Here is an 18,423-nt window from a genome sequence, read left to right on the forward strand (position 1 = left end):
GGGAGGGAGAGGCGCGGGCCTGGCCTTTCGCGGATCGCTCAGATTTCCTGGTTGAAGGCGCCGATTTCGGGGTGGGCGGCCAGGCGCGGCTTGATCTCCTTGCGGAACAGGTCGCGCATGTCGTCGGCGGAGCGCATGCTCTCGACCACGACGACCAGTTCAGGCTTGTTGGACGAGGCGCGCACCAGCACCCAGGAGCCGTCCTCGAGGTGGACGCGCACGCCGTTGACGGTGATGGCCTCGACGATCTTGCGGCCGAGAATTTCGCCGCCGGAGGCCGCCAGGTCCTCGTACTCCTTCACGATCTTGGCCAGCACGTCATACTTCAGCTCGTCGTCGCAGTGCGGCGACATGGTCAGCGAAGTCCAGGCGTCGGCCAGGGCGGTCTTCAGTTCGCTGAGGCTCTTGCCGGGATTGCGGTCCAGCATGGCCAGCACGGCGCCCGCCGCCACCAGGCCGTCGTCATAGCCGTGGCCCAGATCGCCCGACAGGAAGAAGTGGCCCGACTTCTCGAACCCGGCCAGAGCGCCCAGTTCAGCGGTCTTGCGCTTGATGTAGGAGTGGCCGGTCTTCCAGTAGACGGTGGTCGCGCCGTTGGCCTTGAGCACCTCGTCGGTCTTGTACAGGCCGGTCGATTTCACATCGACGACGAAGGTGGCGTTCGGGTGGATGGCCGACAGGTCGCGGGCCAGCATCAGGCCGATCTTGTCGGCGAAGATCTCCTCGCCCGTGTCATCGACCACGCCGCAGCGGTCGCCGTCGCCGTCGAAGCCCAGAGCCAGGTCGGCGCCCGTCTCCTTCACCTTGGCCGCCATCTGCATCAGCATGGCGTGGTCTTCCGGGTTCGGATTGTATTTGGGGAAGGTGTAGTCGAGGTCGGTGTCCATCTCGATCACCTCGGCGCCCATCAGGCGCAGAACCTCGGGGGCGAAGGCGCCGGCCGTGCCGTTGCCGCAGGCGGCCACGACCTTCAGCGGGCGGGACAGCTTCACCTTGGACGCCACGTCCTTGATGTAGGTCTCGCGGAAGCCCTCGACGCGCTCCAGCCGACCGCCGGGGCGGGCGACGCCCTGGCCGTTCAGCACGATCTCTTTCAGGCGGCCCATTTCGTCAGGGCCGAAGGTCAGCGGCGCCTGGGCGCCCATCTTCACGCCGGTCCAGCCGTTTTCATTGTGGCTGGCGGTGACCATGGCGACGCAGGGGCAATCTAGCGCGAACTGGGCGTAATAGGCCATCGGCGACAGGGCCAAGCCGATGTCCAGCACCTCCATGCCGCCTTCCAGCAGGCCCAGGATCAGCGCCTGCTTCACCGACAGGGAATAGCCGCGGAAGTCGTGGCCGACGGCGATCTTCGGCGTCTGGCCGATCTCATGGACATAGGTGGCCAGGCCCAGGCCCAGGGCCTGAATGCCCAGCAGGTTGATCTCTTTTTCCAGGATCCAGCGGGCGTCGTATTCGCGAAAGCCGGTCGGCTTGACCAGAGGCAGGGTTTCATATTCCGCAGTGTTGGGGCGGATGTCCTGACGGGGCTTTTGCATAAGTCTTCCTAGATGGTCCCGGGGGGAGCGGGGGCTGCTATCCTGCCTTGGCCTATAGCCTTCCCCCGCTCGAGAGGCCACAACGCGCGACCCTTGTTAGGGCTGCGCTTGCGGGGCGCTTATTCGCCGATGTGCGGCGAAACCTTGACCGCGCCCGCGTCGGGGGCCTAGCGAGAACCTCAAGATACGGATGCTCCCGGAGACCTTCATGACCCGCCTGATCCTGCTGCGCCACGGCCAGAGCCAATGGAACCTGGAGAACCGCTTCACCGGATGGGTCGACGTCGACCTGACGGCCGAGGGCGAGGCCCAGGCCCGGCGCGGCGGCGAGCTGATCGCGCAGGCCGGCTTCAAGCCTGCCGTGATGTTCACCTCGGTGCTGAAGCGGGCCAAGCGCACCGGCGCCCTGGCGCTGGATTCGGCGGGATTGAAGGATGTCCCGGTGATCGAGGACTGGCGCCTGAACGAGCGCCACTACGGCGGCCTGACCGGGCTGGACAAGGCCGAGACGGCGGCCAAGCACGGCGAGGATCAGGTCAAGGTCTGGCGCCGCAGCTATGACGTGCCGCCGCCGCCGCTGGCGCCGGGCGGCGAGTTCGATTTCGACGCCGACCCCCGCTATGTCGGCAAGGAAATCCCGGACACCGAGAGCCTGAAGACGACGCTGGACCGGGTGCAGCCCTATTGGGACGCCGAGATCGCCCCGCGCCTCAAGGCGGGCGAGGACGTGCTGATCGCCGCCCATGGCAACTCCCTGCGCGCCATCGTCAAACTGCTGTTCGCCGTGCCGGACGACAGGATCGTCGACGTCGAGATCCCGACGGGCAACCCGCTGGAGATCGATCTGGACGCGGACCTGAAGCCGGTCGCCGCCCGCTATCTGGACGAGGGGCGGGCGCAGGCCCTGCCCCCAATTGCGAGAGTGATCGCGTGAGCGGGGCGGCGGACGACGCCGTCTTCATGCGGCGGGCCATTGATCTGGCCCTGAGCCGCATGGGCGAGACCTGGCCCAATCCGGCCGTCGGCTGCGTTCTGGTCAAGGACGGGGTCGTGCTGGCCGAGGCGGCGACGGCGCCGGGCGGACGTCCGCACGCCGAGGAACAGGCCGTGCCCGAGGCGGGCGAGGCCGTGAAGGGCGCGACCGCCTATGTGACGCTGGAGCCGTGCGGCGCCCGCTCGTCGGGCCGCAAATCCTGCGCCCACTTCCTGGCCGAGGCCGGGGTCGAGCGGGTGGTGATCGCGGCGCTGGACCCGTCGCCTTTCGCCTCGGGGCGGGGGACGGAGCGGTTGCGCCAGTCGGGCCTGACGGTCGAGACCGGCCTGTTGTCGGATGAGGCCGCCGTCCTGTGCGAAGGCTTCCTGCACCGGCTGGAGACGGGCCGGCCTATGGTCCGCGTCAGCCTGGACGGCGCGGGCTTTGACGGGCGGTTCGCCGCCTCCGCACGCGCCGATCTGACGACCGAGCTGAACCGGTTGGGCGAGGCGGGCTACACCCGTCTTTGGACCCAAGAGGGCGACCTGGCCGCGGCCCTGCGCGAACAGGGGCTGTTGACGGAATAGGGCGGCCAGCGGCGGGGCGGAGGCGACGGAAAAACCCTTGTTTCCGCAAAGCTTCCTTAATCCGGCGTAAGCCATAAACGGCCCCATGAGCGAGGCCGTCGAACCCGTCCGCAGGAAACTGACTCAGGAAGAGGCCGACGCCGTCTGCCTGAAGCACGACCGGCTGTGGCAGGCGCGGCCGGGCGGGGCGCGGGCGGTGTTCGCCTGGATGGACCTGTCGGGCGTGTCCCTGCGCGGGCGCAATCTGGCCGACGCCGACTTCACCGCCGCCTGCCTGATCGGCTGCGACCTGACCGGGGCCAAGCTGGACAACGCCAACTTCTTCGGCGCGGACATGCAGGATGCGACCCTAGTCGACGCCAGCCTGCGCCGGGCCGATCTGCGCGGGGCCTGCCTGCGCGGCGCGGACCTGTCGGGCGCGGACCTGTTCGAGGCTGATCTGCGCGAAGGGACCATCGCCGCCAAGGACGCCAAGCTTGGTTTTCGCGTGGTCGAGGCGCGGAAACGGACCGACACCGAGGCGCAGGGCGCCGTGCTGGCCGGCGCCAATCTGCAGCGGTCGCGCATGACCGGCGTCATCGCCGTGGCCGCCGACTTCACCGACGCCATCATGAAGGACTGCAAGCTGGTCCGGGCCAACCTGAAACAGGCCAGCTTTCGCGGCGCCGATCTGGCCGGGGCGGACCTGTCGGGGGCCGACCTGTCGGGCGCGGACCTCACCGACGCCATTCTGGTGGGGGTCAAGGCGGCCATGTGGCGGACCGACGGGGCCAATATGGACGGCGCCCTGATCGACAACCGTCCGGCGGGCGAACCGGTCAGCCAGATGCCTGCGGCCGAAATGCTGCGCGAACACGCCCAGTGGTGCGAGACGGGCGGGGCCGAGGGCCAGCCTTCGGTGTTCGACGGCGTCGATCTGCGGCCGCTGGAGAGCATTCGCGGGCTGAACCTGACGGCCCTGTCGGCCAAGGGGGCGGTCTTCTACGGCCTGGACATGGAAGGGGTGCAGCTTCAGGGGGCGCAACTGGAGGGCGCTGACCTGCGCTCGGCCAATCTGCGCCGGGCGGACCTGCGCGGCGCGCGACTGACGCGGGCGCGGCTGAACGGGGCGGACCTGCGCGAGGCCCAGCTGGGGCCGTTGATGCTGACGGCGGACCGGCTGATGCCCGCCGACCTGAGCGGGGCGAACCTGCGCGGCGCGGACCTGACGGGCGCGGACATGCGCCGGGCGGTGCTGAGCGAGGCGGACCTCAGTCGCGCCATCCTGCACGGCGCCCAGACCCGGCAGGCCGACTTCACCGGCGCCCAGACCGGCGGCGCGCGCGGGCTGGACCTGTCCGACGCGGGCGCGGGCTGAGAGCTCAGATCGGGACGGGGCGTTCCCGGTGGTCCCGGATAAGGGCTGCGCCCTTTCCGGGATGACGAGCAAGGCCGCGAGAAACACATCGTCATCCCTGCCGGAGCCGTCAGGCGCAGAGCCGGGACCGCCCGAGGCGCCGGGGCGGGCCGGCTCCTACGAAAAAGGGGCGACGCGAACGCCGCCCCTTGAACGAGTCTGTCAGGGCCAGACGGTTCAGGCCGCCTTATTGGCCGCCTTATCGGCCGTGTCCTCGGCCTTGCCTTCGATCAGGGTCGAGCCGGTGGCGATCTCGATGCTGCGGGGCTTGAGAGCCTCCGGCAGTTCGCGCTTCAGCTCGATGGTCAGCAGGCCGTGGGCCAGGGCCGCGCCCTTGACCACCACATAGTCGGCCAGTTGGAAGCGGCGCTCGAAATCGCGCTCCGCCAGGCCGCGATGCAGGAAGGTCCGCTGGGCGCCCTCGCTGTCATTGGCGGCCTTCTTGCCGGTGACGGTCAGCAGGTTTTCCTTGGCCTCGATGTTCAGCTCGTCGGCCGAGAAACCGGCGACGGCGATCTCGATGCGATAGGCGTCCTCGCCGGTCGTTTCGATATTGTAGGGAGGCCAGCCGTTTTCCGGGCCGGAGCGTGCAGCGCTTTCCAACTGGCGAACCAGACGGTCGAAGCCGACGGCGGAACGGTACAGCGGCGAGAAATCATAGGTACGCATGGGTCATCCTTCTGACATTCAGCAAGGTTGAGCCGCCCGGCGGTTTGGCCCCGGACGACGGAGGGTTTCAGCCCCGGCGGTCCGCATTCGGCCCCGTCAGGTCTGGAGAGCCCGAGGATCGGCGCTCTCGGACGAAGAGGTAGGAGGCCGTTTTTCGGGCGCAAGGGGCCGCGCGAAATCGCCGCTCCGCCGCATCGACGCCTTGCGGCGGCCGCGAAGCGCCGTAAGGATTTTACCTTCATCTTTCCGAAGCGACCGGAGCCTCCATGCGAACCTTCGCCTTCATCGCCCTCGCCGGGGCCGTCCTCGGTTCCCCCGTCCCCGCGCTGGCGCAAGCCGCGCCGTCCGACGCCGCGCCCCTGCCGCGACGCGAGGGCCTGTCGATGGAGATGCCGACCCTCAGCGAGGACGCCGCGCTTCAGGCGGCCGTGGCCTCGACCAGCCGCCCTGAAGCAGACCGGGCGCGCGACGGCGAGCGCCATCCGTTCGAAACCCTGACCTTCTGGGGACTGCAGCCGGGCCTGACCGTCGTGGAGATCGAGCCGGGCCGCTCCGGGTGGTGGCGCAATATCCTGGAGCCCTATGCGGCGGCCACCGGCGGGCGCTACGTCCCGGTCAACCGGCCGACCGAGGGGATGGGCGTCGCCGATGGAACCGCCGACATGGTCGTGGTGGCCCGCGCCTTCCACAACTGGTCGCGCGACGGCCGGGCCGAGCCCTATCTGGCCGCCTTCTTCAAGGCGCTGAAGCCCGGCGGCGTGCTGGCGGTGGAGCAGCACCGCGCGGTCGAGGGGCTCAACGTCGCCGATACGGCGCCCAGCGGCTATGTGCCCGAGAGCTGGGTCATCCACGCCGCCCGCCGCGCCGGGTTCGAACTGGAGGCGCGCAGCGAGCTGAACGCCAACCCGAAGGACGACCGGGACCACCCCTTCGGCGTGTGGAGCCTGAAGCCGACGCGCACCTCGGAGCGCGACGGCCGGACGCTGACGCCCGACGAGCGCGCGGCGCTGGACGCCATCGGCGAGAGCGACCGCATGACCCTGCGCTTCCGCAAGCCCTATGCGGCCGACTGAAGTCTCTTGATGACAATGCAGTGCGTGATTTTGACCCTGGCGCAGAAGCGCCTTAAGCCCCAAGCGAAGACATTTGGCGGCAAGAGGAAGCGCGCATGACAGACCGATCGACGCGGCGATCCGTCCTGGCCGGCGCCAGCGCCCTGGCTCTGGTCGCGCCCCTGTTCGGCCTGGCCGGCTGCGGCCGCAAGGAGGAAGCGCCGACGCCCGCCGCGCCCGAGGCGCCCAAGGGGCCGCCCGAAGGCTCGCTGGAATGGGCGGTCGCCGGTTCGTGGCGCACGGCGGACGACAAGGCGCGCGACGTCTGGCGCCACCCGATCGAGACGCTGCGCTTCTTCGGCCTGCAGCCGAAGATGACGGTCGTGGACTTCTGGCCCGGCAGCGGCTGGTACGCCGAGATCCTGGCCCCCTATCTGAACCGGGGCGGCGGGACGCTGTATCTGGCGGGCTTTGTCGAGGGGCCGAACGCCGACCCGGCCCAGGTGGCGATCAACAATGCGCTGAAGGCCCGTATCCTGGGATCCAAGAAGCTGTACGGGCCGGTGCAGTTCACCGCCTTCGGGCCAGGCTCGGACCCGGTGGCTCCGGCGGGCACGGCCGACATGGTGCTGTTCATGCGCTATGTTCACGCCTGGATGGCGGCGGGGATCGCTGAAAAGGCCTTCGCCGACGCCTTCACGGCTCTGCGGCCGGGCGGGATCCTGGGCGTGGAGCAGCACCGGCTCCAGCCGGACGAGGATCAGGACCCGGCCGCCGCCAACGGCTATGTGCAGGAAGCCTTCGTGCGCCAGCTGGCCGAAGAGGCGGGCTTCGTCTTTGTCGAGGCGTCCGAGATCAACGCCAACCCGGCCGACACCAAGGACCATCCATTCGGGGTCGAGACCCTGCCGCCGCGCCGCCTGACGGCCCCGCTGGGCCAGCCCGCCGACCCTGAGTTCGACCGCACCAAGTACGACGCCATCGGCGAAAGCGACCGTATGACCCTGAAGTTCAGGAAGCCCGAGTGAGCCGCCCCGCCGCCTTCGCCGCCCATGCGCCGTTGATGGGCGTGCCGGGCGCCGCCTGTCCGCCGGGGGGAGAGGGCGACTGGTTCCGGGGCGCCGGAGGGCTGCGTCTGCGCGCCGCCTTCTGGACGCCGTCGAGCCTGCAGGCCAAGACGCCGCGCGGGACGGTGGTGCTGAGCCCCGGCCGCACCGAGCCGATCGAGAAATACTTCGAGTTGATCGGCAACTTCCTGGCGCGCGGCTTCTGCGTCCTGGCCCACGACTGGCGCGGGCAAGGGCTGTCAGCGCGGCTGTTGCCGGATCGGCTGCGCGGCCACGCCCGGGCGGTCGAGGAGTTCCTGGACGACTACGCCCGCCTGCTGGACGCCTATGAGGCGCGCGCGCCCAAGCCCTGGATCATGGTCGGCCATTCGATGGGCGGGTGTCTGAACCTGTTGACGCTGGAGACGGGCGAGAGCCGGTTCGGCGGCGCCCTGCTGTCCAGCCCCATGTTGCGGATCAAGACCGGCAAGCGGTCGATGTGGACGGTCAAGCTGGCGGTGCGCTGGGCGCTGCGCAACGGCAAGGCGGGCGACTATGTGCTGGACGACCCCGACGACCCCTTCGACCACACGTTCGACAACGACGCCCTGACCTCGGACCGGGCGCGCTATGATCTGTGGCGACAGCAGCTTTACGCCTGTCCGCACCTGGCGCTGGGCGGGCCGACCTGGGGCTGGCTGGCCTTCGCCCTGGACGCCGGCGAGCGGGTGTTGAAGCCCAGAGCGCTGAAAGGCGTGAAGATCCCGGTGTGCGTGGTTCAGGCGGCCGAGGACGACAAGGTGTGGAAGCAGACCAATCGCTGGGCGGCCCGGCGGCTGGGGCGCGGCCGTTACGTCGAGGTGCCCACGGCCAAGCATGAGGTGATCATGGAGGTCGACGAGCTGCGCGGGGTCTTCCTGCACGAGTTCGACGCCCTGGCCGACTATGTGGCGCCGGGGCCGCAAGCGGCCTCGACCTCTGCGGGCGCGCGGACGGCCGAACCCGCCTGATCGGTCAGGCTGGGGCCAGCAGGGGCAGGGCCTGATCGGTCAAACGCGCGTCGCCGACCGCCAGCACGCGGCCGTCGGCCTCATGCGGGGGCTGGCCGCGCCAGTCGGTGAACCGGCCGCCCGCCGCCTCGACCAGCGGCTTGAGCGCCGACCAGTCCCAGACCTGAAGCTCGCTCTCGGCCACCAGGTCGATGCTCCCCGCCGCAACCATGGCGTAGGCGTAGCCGTCGCAGCCCAGGCGGGCCAGGCGAGCCGAGGCGCGCAGCCGGTCCCAGGCGGCCCGGTCGGCGCCGGTGAAGATTTCGGGGTCGGTGGTGGCGATCAGCGCCTGATCCAGGCGCGCGCAGGCGCGGGTCCTGAGCGGGGTCTCGCTGGCGCCCTTCAGCAGGCGCGCGCCGGACGGGCCGCCGAGGAAAACTTCGCCCAGATAGGGCTGGCCGACGGCGCCGACGACCGGGGCGCCGTCCTGACGCAGGGCGATCAGGGTGGTCCACAACGGCAGGCCGGCGATGAAGGCGCGGGTGCCGTCGATCGGGTCCAGCACCCAGACGTGTTCGGCCTCGGGCCGATCCTCGCCGTACTCTTCGCCGATGACGCCGTGGTCGGGATAGCGGGCGGCGATCCGGCGGCGGATGGCGGCCTCGGCGGCGCGGTCGGCTTCGGTGACGGGGTCGAAGGCGCCGGGGACGCCCTTGTCTTCCTGAGCGAAGGCGCCCCGGAAGAAGGGCAGGGCGACGCGCGCAGCCTCACGCGACAGTTCGACGGCGAAGGATTCCAGCTCGGTCATAGGGCCCGGATACACGGTCCTGGGACGCGGGGCGAGGCTGGTGGCGCCGGGCTGGGGGCGAGCGTCAGGCGGCGTTGAGCGTCGGGTGCAGGGCGGAGGTCGGCAGAGCGGCGGGCTCGGCGGACAGGCCGTCGTAGAAATAGGTGACGGGGGTTTCCAGCGCTTCGGCCAATTCCCACAGACGGGCGGCCGACAGGCGGTTGGCGCCGCATTCATATTTCTGGATCTGCTGGAAACGGACGCCCACCCGATCGCCCAGCTGTTGCTGCGTCAGGCCCAGAAGACGGCGACGTCGGCGCAGGCGACGACCCAGGTGCAGATCGATCTCGGCGGCCATGACCTTCTCCCCATCTTTAGATGTTGTGCCGGTTCGGCACGTGGCGAGGGAGGTCTCGCAAACGGCGTGCCGACTTCCCCTCAGCGGGGAAGGCGTACGACATGAGGCAACCGCCGCGGCGTACGCGCATTAACGGCCAAGGCAGACAGCCTTTTCAGGAAGGAAGAAACATGGGTGGATTTGGATTCATCGCCTGGATCATCATCGGCATCGTCGCCGGATGGCTGGCGGAGAAGATCATGAAGCGGGAACACGGCCTGCTGACCAATCTGATCGTCGGCGTGGTCGGCGCGCTGATCGGCGGGTTCCTGGCCAATAATCTTTTGGGCGTGGACGCGGCCGGCAATTGGATCGTCGGCATCTTGGTCGCCACGATCGGCGCCGTGGTGCTGCTGTTCCTGCTGGGCCTGGTGAAGCGACGGGCCTAACCGCCGGTCGCACCATCACGGACTGAGGGGCGGCCCGACGGGCCGCCCCTCTTGTCGTGCGACAGACGCTTAGTCAGGACTGTCGGTCGGCTCCTCGCCAGTCGGCTGATCGCCGGTCGGCTCGTCGCCGGTCTGCGCATCAGCCGGGGCGGCGTCCGGCGTGGCGTCCGGCGTCGGCTCGGCCGTATCCGAAGCAATCGGCGCGGCCGACTGGACATCCGAAGCGCTGGCGTCGACAACGATGTCAGCGCCGTCCTGGCGGATGCCGGCCAGCGGCACCGGGCGGACCTGGCCGTCGGCGGTGCGGACCGTCAGTTCCTGGCCGTTGGCGCCGTTCTGAACGCCGACCAGCTTGCCGATCTCGGAGCCGTCGCCGCTCTTGACGGTGGAGCCCGGGGTCAGGGTCAGGCTCTGGGGTTGAGCCGCGGCCGCCTCAGCGGGAGCCGGCTCGGGCGTCTGCGGCGTCGTGGCGTCCTGGGCGAAAGACGGGGCGGCGATGAACAGGGCGCCGGCGATGCCGGTCAGCAGGGCGGTCTTGCGGATCATGAGAAACTCCTGGAATGGCGAGCTCGGCGCTCGCGAAAAAATGAACCCGCGTGATCCAGGATGGTTTCGCCTGCCCTGAAATGACCTTTTACCGGCCGCAAACGGCCGATTCTTGCTCGATGGAGGGCGGTTGACCAAGTCTGGCGCAAAACACGACCCCTTGCGCATAACGCGGCGACTGGGCGGGTTGGCCTATGAGCTGACCCCGCAAATCTTCGCGGCGGCCACCTTTCTGCTGGGGGCAGTGATGCTGCTGACCGCGGTGACCCCCGCCTTTAACGAAAAACTCAGCGCGCTGGGCCGGTTCTATCCGCCGCTGCTGATCGACTTGTCGCACTTCGCCGCCAGCGTGACGGGCTTCGTCCTGCTGCTGATCTCGGCGGGGCTGTGGCGACGGCGGCGCGGCGCCTATTACGCGGCGCTGGCGTTCCTTCTGGTCGGGGCGGTCTTCTCGCTGCTGAGAGGACTGGACTGGCTCCAGGCGATCGAACTGACGTTGGCGGCGGCTCTGCTGACGCCATGCCGGGCGGCCTTCAACCGCCGGTCGCGCCTGGGCGAGCCGCTGCGGCCGGGGTGGCTGCTGATGCTGGCGGCGGCGGTGGCGGCCATGATTTGGCTGGGCTTCTTCGCCTACCGCGACACCGCCTATACGGACGAGCTGTGGTGGACCTTCCTGGTCGACAAGCAGGCGTCGGGCTTCCTGCGCGCCGGGGCGGTGCTGGCGCTGCTGACCCTGGCGGTGGCCATACGCTCGCTGACGACGGCGCCGGGCGCCCGCACCCACGGCCCCGCCGCCCCGGAAGAGATCGAACGCGCCCGGCAGGCGTTGGAGAGCGCCGAGGCGGCCGCTCCCGAGGCGGAACTGGCCCTGTTGGGCGACAAGGCTCTGCTGTTCAGTCCGTCTGGCCGCAGCTTCATCGCCTATCGCGTGCGGGGCCGCCGCTGGATCGCCATGGGCGAGCCGGCGGGCCTGGCGGCGGAACGGCTGGAACTGCTGTGGGCCTTCGCCCAGCTGGCCGACAGCTACGGCGGGGCGGCGGTCTTCTATTCGGTCGGCGAAGGGCTGCTGGCGGACCTGGCGACCCTGGGGCTGGCGGTCCGCAAGGTGGGCGAGGCCGCCGTGATCGACACCGCTCGCTTCACGACCGAGGGCAAGGGCAAGCAGAACCTGCGCACCGCCGTCAACCGCGCCGAACGCGAGGGCGCCGGTTTCGAAGTGGTCCCGCCCGGCGCGGCGCGCGGGCTGGAGCCCGAACTGCGCGCCGTGTCGGACGCCTGGCTGAGGCATCACAACGGCTCGGAAAAAACCTTTTCGCTCGGCCGGTTCGATATCGACTATCTGGACCGCCAGCCCCTGGCCCTGGTGCGCGAAAACGGCCGCATCGTCGCCTTCGCCAATCTGTTGCGCGGGGCGGGCGGCGGCGAGGTGATGATCGACCTGATGCGCTATGATCCCGACGGGCCGAACGGGGTGATGGACTTTCTGTTCACGCGCACCGCGCAGTGGGCGCGCGACCAGGGGGTGGCGCGGCTGGATCTGGGCATGGCGCCCCTGTCGGGCCTCGAGGATCGGCGGACGGCCCCCGTCTTCGCCCGCGTCGGGGCCCTGGTGTTCGAGGAGGGCGGCGCCGTCTACGGCTTTCAGGGCCTGCGCGCCTACAAGGCCAAGTTCGACCCCGTCTGGCGGCCGGTGTTCATCGCCGCGCCGCCCAGCACGCCCTTGCCTCTGGCCCTGTTGGACGTGGCCCTGCTGACCAGCGGCGGCTGGCGGGGGCTGTTGGGGCTGAAGCGGTAGCGCCTCCGTCATCCCGGACGCCCCGCAGGGGTGGCTCGCAGGGCGATAGGCCCAAACTAAAAAAGGCGGCCCTTGCGAGCCGCCTTTCTCATTTCGACAATGTCGGCGCAGATCAGTCGGCGCGGACGCGCTTCTTGCGGAAGGAGGGGTTCAGGACCTCCTTGCGCAGGCGGATCGACTTGGGCGTGACCTCGACCAGTTCGTCTTCCTCGATATAGGCGATGGCCTGCTCCAGGCTCATCTTGCGCGGCGGGGTCAGGCGCACGGCCTCGTCCTTGCCCGAGGCGCGGACGTTGGTCAGCTGCTTGCCCTTGATCGGGTTGACGTCCAGGTCGTCGGAGCGGCTGTTCTCGCCGATGATCATGCCCTGATAGGTCTTCTCGCCGGCGCCGACGAACATGACGCCGCGGTCTTCCAGGTTCCACAGGGCGAAGGCCGCCGTGTCGCCGTCCGAGTTCGACACCAGCACGCCCTTCAGGCGGCCTTCGATGGCGCCCTTGTGCGGCTCATAGTGGGAGAAGACGCGGTTCAGAACGCCCGAGCCGCGCGTGTCGGTCAGGAACTCGCCCTGATAGCCGATCAGCGAGCGCGACGGGCACTTCAGCTGGATGCGGGTCTTGCCGGCGCCCGAGGGGCCCATGTCGGTCAGCTCGGCCTTGCGGGCCGACAGCTTCTCGATGACCACGCCCGAGAACTCGTCGTCCACGTCGATGACGACGTCTTCGATCGGCTCCATGCGCTCGCCGTTCTCGCCGGTCTGATAGACCACGCGCGGCCGGCTGATCGACAGCTCGAAGCCTTCGCGGCGCATGTTCTCGATCAGCACGCCCAGCTGCAGTTCGCCGCGGCCGGCGACTTCATAGGCGTCGGAGTCCGGCGTCTGGGTGATGCGGATGGCGACGTTGGCCTCAGCTTCCTTCAGCAGGCGGTCGCGGATGACGCGCGACTGCACCTTGTCGCCTTCGCGGCCGGCCAGGGGGCTGTCGTTCACGCCCACGGTCATCGAGATGGTCGGCGGGTCGATCGGCAGGGCGTCCAGCGGGGTGTCGACGTCCAGCGCGCAAAGGGTGTCGGCCACGGTGGCCTTGGACATGCCGGCGATGGCGACGATGTCGCCCGCCTCGACGCCCTCGTCGATCGGCTGGCGCTTCAGGCCGCGGAAGGCCAGCACCTTGGTGATGCGGCCCTGTTCGATGGTCTTGCCGTCACGCGACAGGGCCTTGATGGCCATGCCCGGAACCGCCTTGCCCGAGTGGATGCGGCCGGTCAGCAGGCGGCCCAGGAAGGGGTCGCTTTCGATCAGGACGTTCAGGATCTTGAACGGCTCGTTGACGCGCGCCTGGGCCTCGGGAGCCGGGACGTGGTCGACGATCAGGTCGTACAGCGGGTGCAGGTTGTCGTTCGGCTGGGCCAGGTCCAGCGTCGCCCAGCCCGAACGGCCCGAGGCGTAGATGACCGGGAAGTCCAGCTGCTCGTCCGTGGCGCCCAGGGCGGCGAACAGGTCGAAGGTCTCGTTCAGCACCCGGTCCGGATCGGCGTGGGCGCGGTCGACCTTGTTGATGCACAGGATGGGACGCAGGCCCATCTTCAGCGCCTTGGTCAGCACGAACTTGGTCTGGGGCATGACGCCCTCTTCGGCGTCGACCAGCAGGACGCAGCCGTCCACCATGCCCAGGATGCGCTCGACCTCGCCGCCGAAGTCGGCGTGGCCGGGGGTGTCGATGATGTTGATGCGCGTCTCGCCCGCCTTGCCGTTCCACTGGATCGACGTGCATTTGGCCAGGATGGTGATGCCGCGCTCGCGCTCCTGATCGCCGGAGTCCATGACGCGCTCGGTCGTGGCCTCATTGGCGCGGAACAGGCCCGACTGGGCCAGCAGGGCGTCCACCATGGTCGTCTTGCCATGGTCGACGTGGGCGATGATAGCGACGTTACGAAGGTTCATATCGGGCTCGGGCGGACTGTGTTCGGTCACGGATAGGCCGCGCCGCTGCAAGAAGATTGCAGAAAAGGGAAGGGTTCGGGGCGCCTCTTACAGGGATGCGGGCCAAAACGCCAGTCCGGTGCGCGTTCAGCCGATCAACCCAGCGGGATGAGGGCGATCACCGCCAGCGCCAGCAAGCCGATCAGCAGGGCCGACAGGGCGGCGACGGCGGCCACGCGCGGCCCGGCCCGGACCACGGCGCGCGGGTCGACCATCAGCCCCAGCGCGGCCATGGCGCTCAGCGTCAGGGCCGAGACCGAGACCTGCAGCGGCTGCAGGATCGCCGCGGGCAGCCAGCCCAGGGAGCGGGCGGCCATCAGGGCCAGGAAGACCAGGATGAACCAGGGCGCCATCTGGTGCAGCTTGGGCCCGCGCCCGCCTGCGGCCTGTTTCGACCGCATCAGGCCCAGCACCAGACAGACCGGCCCCAGCATCAGCACGCGCACCAGCTTGACCACGGCGCCGGTCTGGACCGCGGCCAGGCCGGCGGGCGCGGCGGCGGCCAGCACCTGCGGCACGGCGTAGACGGTCAGACCCGCCAGCACCCCGACGCGCGTGGCGTCATAACCCATCAGCGCGCCGACCACGGGGACCAGCAGCACCACGGCGATGCCCAGAACGGCGGTGAAGCCGATGGCGGCGGCGACATCCTGTCCCTCGGCCTCGATGACGGGGGCGACGGCGGCGATGGCCGAGTTGCCGCAGATGGCGTTGCCGCAGGCGACCAGCAGGGCCATGGCGTGCGGCAGGCCGAAGGCTCGGCCCAGGGCGTAGCCGCCAAGGATGGCCAGGGCGACGACGCCGACGATGGCCAGCAGCAGCCACGGCCCCAGCGCCGCGACGGCCGCGCCGGAGACGGTGGCGCCCAGCAGCGCGACCGCAACCTCCAGCAGGGTCTTGGCGCTGAAGCTGACGCCGGGCGCCCACAGCGACGATGGCGTCCACACCAGCCGCAGGGCCGCCCCGATCAGGATGGCGAGCACCAGACCCTCGATCCACGCCTGCCCGAACAGGCGCGCCTCGAACAACTGAAGGCCGAAGGCGACGGCGCCGATGGCGGCGGACAGGGCCACGCCCGGCAGCAGGCGCAGCGGGCCGGTCAGGCGGCGAGAGGCGGCGGCGGGGTCGAGGGCGACGGTCATGCCCTCCTTATCGGCTCTGTCTTATGATCGATCCAACGCGTAGTTATGGACTTAACGATCAATATATCTGATCAATCGCGCATGACGCTGGAACAGCTCCGCATCTTCGTCGCCGTGGCCGAGCGGCTGCATATGACCCGGGCGGCCGAGGCGCTGCATCTGACCCAGTCGGCGGTCAGCGCGGCGGTTCAGGCGCTGGAGACGCGGCACGGGACGCGGCTGTTCGACCGGGTCGGACGGGGGCTGGCGCTGAATGCGGCGGGGACGGCGTTTCTGCCGGAAGCCAAGGCGGTGCTGGCGCGGGCCGAGGCGGCCGAGCGGCTGTTGGACGAACTGGCGGGGATGAAACGCGGGTCGGTGCGGCTGTTCGCCAGCCAGACCATCGCCGCCTATTGGCTGCCGCCGCGCATGGCCGCCTTCGCCCAGAGCCATCCGGGCGTGGAGCTGCATCTGTCGATCGGCAACACCCATCGCGTGGTCGAGGCTGTTCTGGGCGGCGAGGCGGAACTGGGCTTGATCGAGGGCGCCGAGGATGCGCCGCGTCTCGAGCGGACCCGCATCGGCGCCGACCGGCTGATCGTGGTGGCGGCGCCGGATCATCCGCTGGCCGGACGCGAGGCGGCGCTGGCGGCGGCGGACCTGAAAGCGCTGGACTGGGCCTTGCGCGAGCCGGGCTCGGGCACCCGCAGCGAGTTCGAGGCGGCTCTGCCGCGCGGTATGGCCGCGGCCGACCTGAAAACGGCGCTGGTGCTGCCGTCCAATGAAGCCATCCTGACGGCGGTGGCGGCCGGGGGCGGCGCCGGCGGCGGACTGGTCACCGCCATCTCGGAACTGGCCGCCCGGCCCCTGATCGAAGCGGGGCGGCTGGTCCGTCTGCCGCTCGACTTGCCCGAGCGGCCCTTTTATCGCCTGCGGCACCGCGAGCGCGGCGCCAGTCGAGCGGCGGAAGCGTTCGCCGCCGCCCTCTAGTTCGGCTTAGACCTTGGCGGCGCGGCGGCGCACCCAGGCGTACAGGGCGTAGGTCAGGCCTGCAAAGGCGATCAGCCCCGCCCACATGGCCGGCCAGCCGCTGTCGGCCGGCAGCAGGGCGAACGGCGCCTCGTTCTTGGCGCTGACGATGACGGCGGCGGTGAAGACGCCGAACAGGCTCTCGCCCACGATCAGGCCGGACGCCAGCAGCACGCCCATGCGGCGCGCCACGTCGGCGTAGCGGGTCGACTTCACCGCCCGGTCGTACAGCCAGCCGCAGACGGCGCCGACCACCAGCATGGTGGTGACGGCCGCAGGCAGATAGACGCCGATGCCGGCGGCCAGCGGCGGCAGCTTGATCTTGTCGTTCGTGGTGCGGCGCAGGACGACGTCGAGGATGATGACCAGAACGCCGACCACGGCGCCGATGCCGATCAGGTCCCAGCGCAGGTCGCCCGAGATGACGCCCTTGGCCAGGGCCGAAATCAGGGTGGCCTGGGGCGCGGCCAGGGTCTGCGAGCCTTGCACGATGGCGGGCGGGCCGCCCTCGAAGCCGAAGGCCTGGTTCATCATGTCCAGCACGAAGGGGATGACCAGCGCGCCGGCCACCACGCCGACCAGCAGGGCCGTCTGCTGACGCCAGGGGGTGGCCTCGACCAGTTGGCCGGTCTTCAGGTCCTGCAGGTTGTCGTTGGCGATGACGGCCACGGCGAAGACGATGGCGGTGACGATCAGGGCGAAGGCGATCACGGACGGATCAGCGGGCACCCCCGCCACGGCCAGCACGCCCAGCATCAGCAGCGACGCGATGATGATGGCCAGGATGCCGACGCCCGACACCGGGCTGTTCGACGAGCCGATCAGCCCGGCCATATAGCCGCAGATGGCCGCCACGGCGAAGCCGATGACCACGACATAGACCAGGCCGCCGATGACCAGCAGCGGCGCCGAACCGGCCAGAGACGTGCCCTGGGCCACGACCGCCAGCAGCACGGCGATGCCGACCAGGGCGGCGACGGACAGCAGGCCGACGATCTTGATGGGGATGTCCTGCTCGGTCAGCTCCAGCGTCTCGCCGTGGGCGCGGCGCGACTGGGCCGAGACGGCCGAGGCCAGGCCTGCGACCAGCGGCTTGGCCAGCTTGGCCAGCGTCCACAGGGCGGCCACGCCGATGACCCCTGCGCCGATGAAGCGGACTTCGCGCGCCCAGACGGTCATGGCCAGGCCTTCCGCTCCGGCGTCGGCCGGGACGGAGGCGGCGACCGACGGCAGGCCGTGGGCGGCGGCCCAGGCTGCGAACTCGGGCGAGGTCAGGATGGGCACGAAGATCAGCCAGGCCAGAACCAGGCCGAACAGCTGCGTCAGGCCGACGGCCAGGCCGATCAGGTGGCCGGCGCCCAGCAGGGCGAACTGCATGGAGAAGCCGACGCCGGTGGCTCCGCCGCCCAGGGCGGCCGGAAGGCGCAGGAAGGCGGCCGTCTCGGCCGCAAAGACCCGCGCGGCGGCCAGGAAGCCGAAGACCGCCGAGGCGATCGCCCCGCCGATGACCACGAACAGGCCCGAACGGTTCTCGCGCACGGCCTCTTCGGTCTGTTCAGCGCCGGGCGAGCCGACCTTGAGCACCTCGGCGGCGGCGACGCCTTCGGGGTAGGGCAGGCCGCCCTGAACGACCAGGGTGCGGCGCAGCGGGATGGAGAAGGTCACCCCGAGCACGCCGCCGAGGATGCAGATCATCACCGATTCCCAGAACGGGAAGTCCATCCACCAACCGATCATGACCAGGCCGGGAAGGACGAAGATGATCGAACTCATGGCGCCGCCGACCGAGGCGACGGTCTGGACGGTCATGTTCTCCCAGATGGTCGAGCCGCGGAACGCCCGCAGCAGGGCCATCGAAATGACCGCCGCCGGAATGGCCGAGGCGAAGGTCAGGCCGACCTTCAGCCCCAGATAGGTGTTGGCCGCCGTAAAGACCGCCGCCAGCAAACAGCCCAGGATCAGGGCGCGTATGGTCAGTTCGATGCGTTTGCCGGTTCCGGCGGGCGTGTCCGTCATGCGGGGCTCTTTTTCCGTTGTTGCGCGGAGGTAAGCCCGAAAGCGGCCTCGTGACAACGGGGGCTGCGCATCCCGACTGCGCGGCGATGACGGGATGACACTTCGGAAC

16 protein-coding genes and 1 pseudogene are annotated in these 18,423 nt (G+C 69.8%); 9 read left to right on the plus strand and 8 right to left on the minus strand.

All coding sequences use genetic code 11. From position 1 onward, the window contains the following. Nucleotides 1-38: 38 nt before the first annotated feature. Nucleotides 39-1,538 carry a phosphomannomutase/phosphoglucomutase gene (locus tag DA69_RS13090; RefSeq protein ID WP_025977982.1) on the minus strand — a complete coding sequence of 500 codons (1,500 nt, stop codon included), beginning with the start codon at nt 1,536-1,538 and terminating at the stop codon, nt 39-41. Nucleotides 1,539-1,746: 208 nt separating this feature from the next. Between DA69_RS13090 and gpmA the strand changes: the two genes are divergently transcribed. From gpmA to DA69_RS13105, 3 genes are all read left to right on the plus strand, one after another. Continuing rightward, nucleotides 1,747-2,472 carry a 2,3-diphosphoglycerate-dependent phosphoglycerate mutase gene (gpmA, locus tag DA69_RS13095; RefSeq protein WP_025977983.1) on the plus strand — a complete coding sequence of 242 codons (726 nt, stop codon included), beginning with the start codon at nt 1,747-1,749 and terminating at the stop codon, nt 2,470-2,472. Further along, complete coding sequence (gene ribD, locus DA69_RS13100) at nt 2,469-3,098, plus strand: bifunctional diaminohydroxyphosphoribosylaminopyrimidine deaminase/5-amino-6-(5-phosphoribosylamino)uracil reductase RibD (protein ID WP_025977984.1); 630 nt, start codon at nt 2,469-2,471, stop codon at nt 3,096-3,098. Before gpmA ends, ribD begins: the two co-directional genes overlap by 4 nt. An 85-nt stretch (nt 3,099-3,183) precedes the next feature. Continuing rightward, on the plus strand, nt 3,184-4,455 hold the full coding sequence (locus DA69_RS13105; protein ID WP_025977985.1) for a pentapeptide repeat-containing protein: 1,272 nt from the start codon (nt 3,184-3,186) through the stop codon (nt 4,453-4,455). Between the two features lie 216 nt (nt 4,456-4,671). Here the strand turns inward: DA69_RS13105 and DA69_RS13110 are convergent, their stop codons facing one another. After that, the gene (locus DA69_RS13110) at nt 4,672-5,163 is read right to left on the minus strand and encodes an Hsp20 family protein (RefSeq protein ID WP_025977986.1); all 492 of its coding nucleotides are present in this window, start codon (nt 5,161-5,163) and stop codon (nt 4,672-4,674) included. Between the two features lie 266 nt (nt 5,164-5,429). Between DA69_RS13110 and DA69_RS13115 the strand changes: the two genes are divergently transcribed. The 3 genes from DA69_RS13115 (at nt 5,430) to DA69_RS13125 (ending at nt 8,271) form a co-directional block, all read left to right on the plus strand. After that, a complete protein-coding gene (locus tag DA69_RS13115; RefSeq protein WP_025977987.1) occupies nt 5,430-6,236 on the plus strand; it encodes a class I SAM-dependent methyltransferase in 807 nt (268 codons plus the stop codon). Nucleotides 6,237-6,331: 95 nt separating this feature from the next. Beyond that, entirely contained in the window at nt 6,332-7,243 is a 912-nt protein-coding gene (locus DA69_RS13120; RefSeq protein ID WP_025977988.1) for a class I SAM-dependent methyltransferase, read from the plus strand. Further along, nucleotides 7,240-8,271 carry an alpha/beta fold hydrolase gene (locus tag DA69_RS13125; RefSeq protein WP_025977989.1) on the plus strand — a complete coding sequence of 344 codons (1,032 nt, stop codon included), beginning with the start codon at nt 7,240-7,242 and terminating at the stop codon, nt 8,269-8,271. Before DA69_RS13120 ends, DA69_RS13125 begins: the two co-directional genes overlap by 4 nt. A 4-nt stretch (nt 8,272-8,275) precedes the next feature. On the opposite strand, the gene hisN is transcribed toward DA69_RS13125, so the two are convergent. Then, nucleotides 8,276-9,058 carry a histidinol-phosphatase gene (gene hisN / locus DA69_RS13130; protein ID WP_025977990.1) on the minus strand — a complete coding sequence of 261 codons (783 nt, stop codon included), beginning with the start codon at nt 9,056-9,058 and terminating at the stop codon, nt 8,276-8,278. 121 nt (nt 9,059-9,179) lie between these two features. Continuing rightward, nucleotides 9,180-9,395, minus strand: a pseudogene (locus DA69_RS13135) (helix-turn-helix domain-containing protein); the annotation flags it as partial. A 170-nt stretch (nt 9,396-9,565) separates the two neighbouring features. On the opposite strand from DA69_RS13135, the gene DA69_RS13140 reads away from it, so the two are divergent. Further along, nucleotides 9,566-9,823: a GlsB/YeaQ/YmgE family stress response membrane protein gene (locus DA69_RS13140; protein ID WP_025977992.1), complete on the plus strand. Its 258-nt coding sequence runs from the start codon at nt 9,566-9,568 to the stop codon at nt 9,821-9,823. A gap of 69 nt (nt 9,824-9,892) precedes the next feature. On the opposite strand, the gene DA69_RS13145 is transcribed toward DA69_RS13140, so the two are convergent. After that, complete coding sequence (locus DA69_RS13145) at nt 9,893-10,369, minus strand: hypothetical protein (RefSeq protein ID WP_025977993.1); 477 nt, start codon at nt 10,367-10,369, stop codon at nt 9,893-9,895. A 160-nt stretch (nt 10,370-10,529) separates the two neighbouring features. On the opposite strand from DA69_RS13145, the gene DA69_RS13150 reads away from it, so the two are divergent. Further along, nucleotides 10,530-12,164: a phosphatidylglycerol lysyltransferase domain-containing protein gene (locus tag DA69_RS13150; RefSeq protein ID WP_235599163.1), complete on the plus strand. Its 1,635-nt coding sequence runs from the start codon at nt 10,530-10,532 to the stop codon at nt 12,162-12,164. 112 nt (nt 12,165-12,276) lie between these two features. Here the strand turns inward: DA69_RS13150 and typA are convergent, their stop codons facing one another. Continuing rightward, the gene (gene typA / locus DA69_RS13155; protein ID WP_025977995.1) at nt 12,277-14,109 is read right to left on the minus strand and encodes a translational GTPase TypA; all 1,833 of its coding nucleotides are present in this window, start codon (nt 14,107-14,109) and stop codon (nt 12,277-12,279) included. Nucleotides 14,110-14,243: 134 nt separating this feature from the next. After that, nucleotides 14,244-15,290, minus strand: a complete 1,047-nt coding sequence (locus tag DA69_RS13160; protein WP_025977996.1) for a YeiH family protein — start codon at nt 15,288-15,290, stop codon at nt 14,244-14,246. 81 nt (nt 15,291-15,371) lie between these two features. On the opposite strand from DA69_RS13160, the gene DA69_RS13165 reads away from it, so the two are divergent. After that, nucleotides 15,372-16,259, plus strand: coding sequence for a LysR family transcriptional regulator (locus DA69_RS13165; RefSeq protein ID WP_025977997.1), 888 nt, complete (start codon nt 15,372-15,374; stop codon nt 16,257-16,259). 6 nt (nt 16,260-16,265) lie between these two features. Here DA69_RS13165 and DA69_RS13170 read toward each other — a convergent pair whose 3' ends face one another. Continuing rightward, nucleotides 16,266-18,314 carry an OPT family oligopeptide transporter gene (locus tag DA69_RS13170; RefSeq protein ID WP_025977998.1) on the minus strand — a complete coding sequence of 683 codons (2,049 nt, stop codon included), beginning with the start codon at nt 18,312-18,314 and terminating at the stop codon, nt 16,266-16,268. Nucleotides 18,315-18,423 lie beyond the last annotated feature (109 nt).

The organism is Brevundimonas naejangsanensis, from assembly GCF_000635915.2.
In the GTDB taxonomy this organism is placed as follows: Bacteria; Pseudomonadota; Alphaproteobacteria; order Caulobacterales; family Caulobacteraceae; genus Brevundimonas; species Brevundimonas sanguinis.